6 protein-coding genes are annotated in these 7,829 nt (G+C 65.6%); 1 reads left to right on the top strand and 5 read right to left on the bottom strand.

The features are described from left to right. Positions 1–79 precede the first annotated feature (79 nt). The 5 genes from PIN01S_RS06235 to ggt all read right to left on the bottom strand — a co-directional run bounded on the left by PIN01S_RS06235 (position 80) and on the right by ggt (position 7,101). Positions 80–1,450 (bottom strand): NCS1 family transporter, encoded by a 1,371-nt coding sequence (locus tag PIN01S_RS06235; RefSeq protein WP_084334447.1) that lies wholly within the window; start codon positions 1,448–1,450, stop codon positions 80–82. Positions 1,451–1,553: 103 nt separating this feature from the next. Next, the gene (locus PIN01S_RS06230; protein ID WP_084334445.1) at positions 1,554–2,288 is read right to left on the bottom strand and encodes an aspartate/glutamate racemase family protein; all 735 of its coding nucleotides are present in this window, start codon (positions 2,286–2,288) and stop codon (positions 1,554–1,556) included. Between the two features lie 423 nt (positions 2,289–2,711). Beyond that, the gene (locus PIN01S_RS06225) at positions 2,712–3,485 is read right to left on the bottom strand and encodes an outer membrane protein OmpK (protein ID WP_084334443.1); all 774 of its coding nucleotides are present in this window, start codon (positions 3,483–3,485) and stop codon (positions 2,712–2,714) included. Between the two features lie 93 nt (positions 3,486–3,578). Further along, positions 3,579–5,051, bottom strand: a complete 1,473-nt coding sequence (locus PIN01S_RS06220) for a uracil-xanthine permease family protein (protein WP_084334441.1) — start codon at positions 5,049–5,051, stop codon at positions 3,579–3,581. A 253-nt stretch (positions 5,052–5,304) separates the two neighbouring features. Beyond that, the gene (ggt, locus tag PIN01S_RS06215; RefSeq protein WP_084334439.1) at positions 5,305–7,101 is read right to left on the bottom strand and encodes a gamma-glutamyltransferase; all 1,797 of its coding nucleotides are present in this window, start codon (positions 7,099–7,101) and stop codon (positions 5,305–5,307) included. 174 nt (positions 7,102–7,275) lie between these two features. On the opposite strand from ggt, the gene PIN01S_RS06210 reads away from it, so the two are divergent. Then, on the top strand, positions 7,276–7,710 hold the full coding sequence (locus PIN01S_RS06210) for a DNA methylase (RefSeq protein ID WP_084334437.1): 435 nt from the start codon (positions 7,276–7,278) through the stop codon (positions 7,708–7,710). The last annotated feature ends 119 nt before the right edge of the window (positions 7,711–7,829 follow it).

The raw sequence follows: 7,829 nt of genomic DNA, 5'->3' as shown, positions 1-7,829 counted from the left end.
TGAATTTCGCCCCTACAAGGAGTGGGTAGCCCCGGATTGCGCTGGCGCTTATTCGGGCTACGGGCTTGTGGCTGCGGATTCAGTCCAGGAAGCGCCGGCAGGCCGGCCAGCGGTGCATCAGCAGGTAGTAGGCAAGCCCGGCAGGCAGCAGGCTGGCGTACCAGGATACGGCCGGGAAGCTCAACGCCACGGCGGCGCCGAGCAGCGAGGCGGCGATGGCGGCGTAGTTGACGCCACGGTACGGTCCCTCGGCGTCGTAGAGCTTGGCGATGTCCAGGCGGCGCCGGCGCAGGATGAAGTAGTCCACCACCAGCACGGCGAAGATCGGGCCGAGGAAGGCCGAGTAGGTCTGCACGAAAAGCTGCAGGCCGGCGGCGGATTCGTCCTTCACCAGTTCCCAGGGAAAGGTGCCGAAGGCCAGCAGCCCGACCAGCACGGTGGCGGTGCGGAAGCGCAGCTTGAACACGTCCATGAGAATGTAGGTGGGCGGCACCACGTTGTTGAGCACGTTGGTGGTGACCTGGGCGAAGGCGATGAACAGCAGGGTGGCGACCAGCAGCGGGGTGTTGTCCACCGCGCTGGCGAACACCTTGATCGGGTCGGAGACACCAGTGGCGCCGGAGACCATTAGGCCGATCAGCCCCATGAACAGGGTGCACGGCAGGATCGACATGGCGTACAGCGTGGTCAGCAGCCCGGGCCCGCTGCCTTCCTTGAGTTCGCGGGAGTAGTCGCTGACGTTGAGCATCATGGTGCTGTAGATGCCGAGAAAAAGCAGGGTCGCGCCCCAGAAGGGCAGGCCCCAGGTGCCTTCGATGTTCACCAGGTTGGCGGTGATCGCGTCGCCGTAGCGGTCGATCACGCTGTAGAACATATACACCAGCGAAACCAGGATGAAGGCGCTGCCGATGTTCTCCAGCCACTTGATGCCCTGGAAGCCGAAGATCGACAGGCCGATCTGCAGGAACTGGAACACCACGAAGTAGAACACCAGGTTGTCGAAGCCGAACAGCGTGCTGGACACGGCATTCAGTGCGCCGGCGCCGATCCAGCTCTGGAAGCCGTACCAGACGATGGCCGGCACCGCCCGCACCAGGCCGGGGAAGCGTGTGCCGCTGAAGCCGAAGGCGCTGCGCGCCTGGACCATGAAGGGAATGCCGTACTTGTAGCCGGCGGCGCCGTTCAGGGCCAGGGCGATGCCGATGACGAAGCAGCCGATGGCGATGGCCAGGGTCGCCTGCAAGAGGTTGAGGGTACCGACGATGCTCGAACCCATGGCGAAGGTACCGATGGAGACGCAGCCGCCGAACCAGGCCAGCAGGTAGGAGACGCGCCCCATGATGCGGGTTTTTTGCGGGGCCAGGGATTCTTCCCCGGCGGCCTTGCCGGCGTCGCTGTCCGATGGGGTGTCGAGCCGCAGGCTCTGCGGATGGATGTGTTCGCTGTGCATGTGAAACCTCGCTGGAGGGCCTTGCCCTCGCTCTTGTTCTTGTTTTCCTTGCCCCTGGGGGCTGCGAAGCGTTACTGCCGGCACGCGTCCGCGTGCCTGGGTGTCAGTCTCCCGAGAGGTAGTCGAAGCGGCCGCGGAAGGTCTTCGGCCGAGGGAAGTCCAGGTCGCCGTGCTTGCTGGTGCCCAGTCCGAGGCTGACCAGCGATTCCGCCAGCTTCACCGCGGCGGTGACGCCTTCGACGACCGGCAGGCCCACGGCATCGCGGATTTCGCCGGTGAGGTCGGCCATGCCGCCGCAACCGAGGACGATGGCGCCGATGTTGTCTTCCGCCTTGGCCCGCAGGCATTCGTCGATGATCCGGTCGAGGGCCCGGGTGCCGCTGTCTTCCAGGTCCAGCACGGGGATTTCGGCGGCGCGCACGCGGCGGCAGTGGTGGGCGAAGCCGTAGGTCTGCAGCAGGTGCTCGGCGATGATTCCGGTGCGCGCCAGGGTGGTGACGATGGAGAAGCGTGTTGCGATCAGCGTGGCCATGTGGAACGCGGCCTCGGCGATGCCGATCACCGGTGCGCGGGTCAGCTCGCGGGCGGCGAGCAGGCCGGGGTCGCCGAAGCAGGCGAGGATGTAGGCATCGGTCCGCTCCTGCTCGCCGGCGCGGATTTCCTCCAGCACGCCGACGGCGCTGATGGCTTCGTCGAAATGGCTCTCGATGGACACCGGCCCGCTGCTCGGATTGCTCGCCACGATCTCGGTGCCCGGCGCGGCGATACGGCGTGCGGCATCGCCGATTTTCTCGGTCATGCTGCTGGTGGTATTGGGGTTGATGACGCGGATCTTCATGGTCGCTCCCGTGCGTTGAACAGGCTTGGGTGATCTTTTGTACATCAGTTTTTTATAGATTGCATACAAAATTTGCATTTTAGTGTGTGCAAAATATTGACTTTAAAGTCAGAAAGTGATTGGTGCTCGGGTGCGGGGTGTCTGGGATGGGCATCTGGCGTTTCACGGGCTTCGTGGGGACGAATTTATTCCGCGAATGACAGAGGCTCGGTGGGGGCCTATCGCGAATGAATTCGCTCCCACAGAAATGGCCCGGGATTGCTCATGTAGGAGCCAGCTCTGCTGGCGAAGCTTTTGTGGGTGAGGGCTGGGCGAATTCATTCGCCCGACGCCGCCAAGGCGGAAAAGAAAAAGGGGATGGCGCTTTCACGCCATCCCCTGCCTTCGGGGCCTGTCCCTACCCGACAGGCGCCGAAAACCCGGTCAGAAGTGCACCTTCAGCAACAGGCTGGCGGTGTTCTGGTCGGTGTCGAAGTAGCGGCTGTCCTCGATGCCGTACTTGTTCTGCCAGTAGTCGTATTCGATCCCCACGTAGACCTGCTTCGCGCCCCAGCTCAGGGCCTTGCCCAGGTCGTACTTGATCTGCGGGTTGAAGTGCAGGTTGGCGTGGTAGCTGTCGTCGTTGTCCACCACCCAGTCCATGAAGCCGTCGATGACCAGGTCCGAGCGGCCCACCGGGATGGTGTAGGACCACGCCGGGGTGATCTGCCAGACGTCGTCGCCGTCGCGGTCGCCATCGGTAGTGCGGCGGTAGACGTTGAGCTTGAAGTAGTCGAAGCCGGGGATCGCCAGGTCGAAGCCCGGGCCGATCAGGTATGACTCGGTATCGCCCTCGCCGAACTCGTAGGTCATCGCCAGCAGCACGTCCTTCACCGGGCCGAACTCCAGCTTGGCGTCGAATATCTTGCCGAACGACAGGCGCGGGGAGAATTCGCCGTAGTAGGTATTGTCGCCGTTCAGGGCATCCTTCTCGCCGTTGTAGAAGATCTTGTCGAGGAAGAAGAAGGTGTCGCCGTACTTCCAGCCGTTGGCGTGCTCGAAGGTAAAGGTCTGCTGGATCTGCGGGTTGACGGTGAAATCCTTGCCGTACAGGTAGGTCAGGCTGTTGTCCTGCCAGTGCAGCAGGTCGCCGGCGTTGGCCTGGCCGGCGGCGACGAGGCCGCCGGCGAGCAGCAGGGAAGTGAGGGTGCGGTTCATCGAGTGCTCCTGTCTGTCTTGTTATTTGGCATTGCTCGGGGCGCAGCGTGCCGCCGCGCGGGGAGCGCGGGAGGGCACGCGGCGGGTGGTCGGTCAGGCGTTCGGCTGGGGCTGCTTGCCTTCTTCGAGGCCGAGGCGCAGCAGCGCCTGTTCGGCATCGGAGTACTGCGGGGCGTCGGTACTGGCGCTTTCTTCGGCGGCCTGGGCGTCGTCGCTGGGCAGGAAGAGGTTGAGCAGGATGGCGCTGAAGGCGCCGATGGTGATGGGCGAGCCGAAGATGTTCTTGATCGCTTCGGGCATCTGCGACAGGGCTTCCGGCACGCCCGCCACGCCCAGGCCGAGGCCGATGGAGATGGCGACGATCAGCATGTTGCGGCGCTGCAGGCCGGCTTCGGCGAGGATTTTCACCCCGGCCACGGCAACGGTGCCGAACATGATCAGGGTGGCGCCGCCGAGCACGGGCTTGGGCATCAGTTGCAGCACCGCGCCGACGATGGGGAACAGGCCGAGCAGCACCAGGATCGCGGCGATGTAGTAGGCCACGTAGCGGCTGGCTACGCCGGTGAGCTGGATGACGCCGTTGTTCTGGCTGAAGGTGGTCATCGGCAGGCTGTTGAACAGGGCGGCCATCGCCGAGTTGCAGCCGTCGGCGAGCACGCCGGACTTGATCCGCCGCAGGTACAGTGGGCCGCTCACTGGCTGGCGCGAGATCATCGAGTTGGCGGTGAGGTCGCCGGTGGTCTCCAGCGGGGTGATGAGGAAGATCACTGCGATCGGGATGAACGCCACCAGATCGAAGGCGAAGCCGAACTTGAACGGCTGCGGGATGCTCACCAGGGGCACCTCGGCGAGGCCGGCGAAGTCGATCTTGCCGAGCTGCCAAGCGATCAGCGAGCCCACCAGCAGGCCGATGATCACTGCCGAGAGACGCAGCACCTGCCACTGGAAGCGGTTGAACAGCACGATCACCGCCAGCACCACGCCGGCCAGGGCCAGGTTGTCCAGGGCGCCGAGGTCGGGCGCGCCGTAGCCACCGGCCATGTCGGTCATCGCCACCTTGATCAGCGACAGGCCCATCAGGCAGATGATGGTGCCGGTGACGACGGGGGTGATGACCTTGCGCAGCCTGGTGATGAACTGGCTGAAGACGATCTCGATGAAAGCTGCGCAGAAGCACACGCCGAAGATGGTCGCGAGGATGTCTTCGGGGCTGCCGCCGCGGCCCTTGACGATGAAACCGGCACTGAGGATGACGCTGAGGAAGCCGAAGCTGGTGCCCTGCAGGCAGAGCAGGCCGGAGCCGATGGGGCCGATGCGCCGGGCCTGGACGAAGGTGCCGAGGCCGGAGACGAACAGCGCCATGCTCACCAGGTAGGGCACGTGTTCGCCGAGGCCGAGCACGCTGCCGACGATCAGGGTGGGGGTGATGATGGCGACGAAGCTGGCCAGCACGTGCTGGAGCGCGGCGAAGATCGCCGGGCCCACGGCGGGGCGGTCGTCGAGTTGGTAGATGAGTTCGTTGCTTGCGGTCGGCGCCTGGGCGCTCCGGTCTGCGGGTGCGGTCATGGGTTCAGCCTGCCAGTTGTTTTTGTTCGGTCATGGGCTTGCGAGCACGCTCGGCTCTCTGCGATCCGGTAAAAGCTGTCCGGTCGGTCAGAATGTGCCGACTATAACAACTTGTGAACTTTGTTTGAAACACTTTTCTTTTGGATTGTGTACAAAAATGACCGCGCGGTCGTTTTGATCCGGCGGGGCTGCCAACGGAGGGCGGACGCCGGCGAGTGCGCCGGCGTCCGTGGGGGAAGGGCGGAACGGTCGTTCAGTCGCCCATCACCACGCCTTCGCGGCGGGGGTCGGCACCGCCGAACCAGCCTTGCGGGGTGCGTTGGATGGCTTGCAGGCCGCTGGTCATTTCCGTCTCGCTGACTTGATGGCCGCGAGCTTTCAGCGCTTCGACGGTAGCGGCGGGGAAACGCCCGGCTTCCAGCAGGGTAGGGCCGTTGAGGCTGCCGAAGTTGGGCAGGTCGATGGCTTTCTGCGCGTCCAGCCCCCAGCCGTAGAGGCCGAGCAGGGTCTTGGCGGTGAAGTGGATGATCGCCGCGCCGCCCGGCGAGCCGATGCTGGCGAGCAGCTTGCCGCTGTCGGCGTCGAACACCAGGGTCGGGTTCATGCTGGAGCGCGGCCGCTTGCCCGGCTCGACGCGGTTGGCCACCGGCTTGCCCTGGGCATCGCGCGGTTCGAAGGCGAAGTCGGTCAGTTCGTTGTTCAGCAGGTAGCCGCCCGGCAGGCCGGTGCCGCCGTCATTGAGCAGGCGCGAGCCGAAAGCCTGTTCGATGGTGGTGGTCATGGCCAGGGCGTTGCCTTGCGCATCGACGATGCTGATGTGGCTGGTGCCGTATTCCGGCTGCTCGGGCTGCGGCGCGAAGGTTATGGGCATTTGGCCGGGTACGCCGGGCTTGGCGGTGCCCATGCTGTTCGGGCCGATCAGCGCGGCGCGTTGCTTCAGATAGGCGGGTGCCAGCAGGCTGCGCCAGTTGCCGCCGGGTGCCGGTACGTAGTCCGGGTCGGCCAGGTATTGCGCGCGGTCGGCATAGGCCAGCCGCGAGGCCTCGCTGTAACGGTGCAGGAAGTCGGTGCCCGGCAGGCCGTTGGCCAGGGGTTCCAGCGGGCCCGACTGCTCCAGCAGGCCGAGGATCTGCATCGACGTGATGTGGCCCGACGACGGCGGCGGAAAGCCGCAGACGCGGTAGTGCTGCTGCCAGAGTGTGCAGATCGCGTCGCGCTGGCGCGGCTCATAGCCGGCCAGGTCGTTCAGGCTGATCCGCCCGGGGTTGGTCGGGTGCTGGCGTACTTGCTCGACCAGCGCTTCGGCCACCTTGCCCTGGTAGAAGGCAGCGCTGCCCCGCTCGGCGATGGTGCGCAGCAACTGGGCCAGGGCCGGATTGCGCAGGCGATGGCCGACCGGCAGCGGCGAACCGTCCGCCTGGTAGTAGAAGGCGGCGGCCTGGGGGTTCTGCCGCAGGGCCGGGTCGGCGGCCAGCAGGGTGTGCAGGCGCGGGCTGACCGGGAAGCCTTCTTCGGCCAGCCGGATCGCCGGTTGGAACAGCTCGGCCCAGGGCCGCTTGCCGTATTGCCGGTGTGCCGCTTCGAGCATCTTCACCGCTCCGGGTACGCCCACCGAGCGCCCGCCGACCACCGCCTGCATGAATTCCAGCGGCTTGCCATCGGCGTCGAGGAAGAGTTTTTCGTCGGCTTCGGCGGGGGCCGTTTCACGACCGTCGAAGGCGGCGAGGCGCTGGCCATCCCAGTGCAGCAGGAAGGCGCCGCCGCCGATGCCGCTGGATTGCGGCTCCACCAGGGTCAGCACCATCTGCACGGCGATAGCCGCATCCAGGGCACTGCCGCCGGCCTTGAGGACCTGGTAGCCGGCCTCGGTGGCCAGCGGGTTGGCCGCCGCCACGGCGAAACGTTGGGTCGCCCAGCCGGGCTTGGCGGTGTAGCCGCTGGAGGCTTCCGGGGCGGGCGGTGTGTGTTCGGAGAGGGTATCCGGGCTCTTGCAGGCGGTGAGGGCGAGAAGGAGAAGGCCTGAGGCCAGGGCTGCGCGTCCATCGAGCATGGGGAGATTTCCTATTGGCGGGTGGTTTTTTCGAGCATGGCCCGGAGGCCGCTTCGTTGTTGTCCTGGCTAGACACGTCGTGCGGGAGCGAGTTCAACGTGCAGGCCGGTCCGGCCGAACCTCCTTTGGCGCTGTTCGGTCGGAACCAGGAGACAGGCTCGTTCGGAGGTTCCCATGGCCCACGATATCAACGCCAGCGACCTGGGCATCGACGTCGCCAGCGGCGAGGAGCGCGCGCTGTTCAAGTGGTTCCTCGCCAGCTTCCTGTTCGGCAAGCGCATCCAGCAGGAGATCGCCGCCGACGCCTACCGCGCCATCGTCGAAAAACATGGCCGCGATACCCCACGCAAGTTGGGCTCGTGCAGTTGGCAGCAGATCGTCGACATGCTCGGCGAGGGGCATTACGTGCGCTACGACGAATCCACCGCCGACCGCCTGCTCAAGCTCTGCGACAAGCTGGAGAAGGAATACGACGGCAAGGTCAGCCGCATCCGTGAACGGAGCGCCGATCGCCGGGAGGTGCAGAAACGCCTGGAAGCCTTCGAAGGCATCGGGCCGAAGACCGCGGAAATCTTCCTGCGCGAGGTGGGGAAGGTGTGGTTTCGCTGAGGCGGGGCATTGGTGCGGGGCGGCTCGGGGCGATGATTTGCCCCTACACTTAGCCCGGATAAGCCTGGGCGCAATCCGGGGGCGCGTGGTCCCGGATTGCGCTGGAGCTTATCCGGGCT

The organism is Pseudomonas indica NBRC 103045, from assembly GCF_002091635.1.
Taxonomy (GTDB): Bacteria; Pseudomonadota; Gammaproteobacteria; order Pseudomonadales; family Pseudomonadaceae; genus Pseudomonas_M; species Pseudomonas_M indica.
This window is presented reverse-complemented; position numbering and strand designations above follow the sequence as displayed.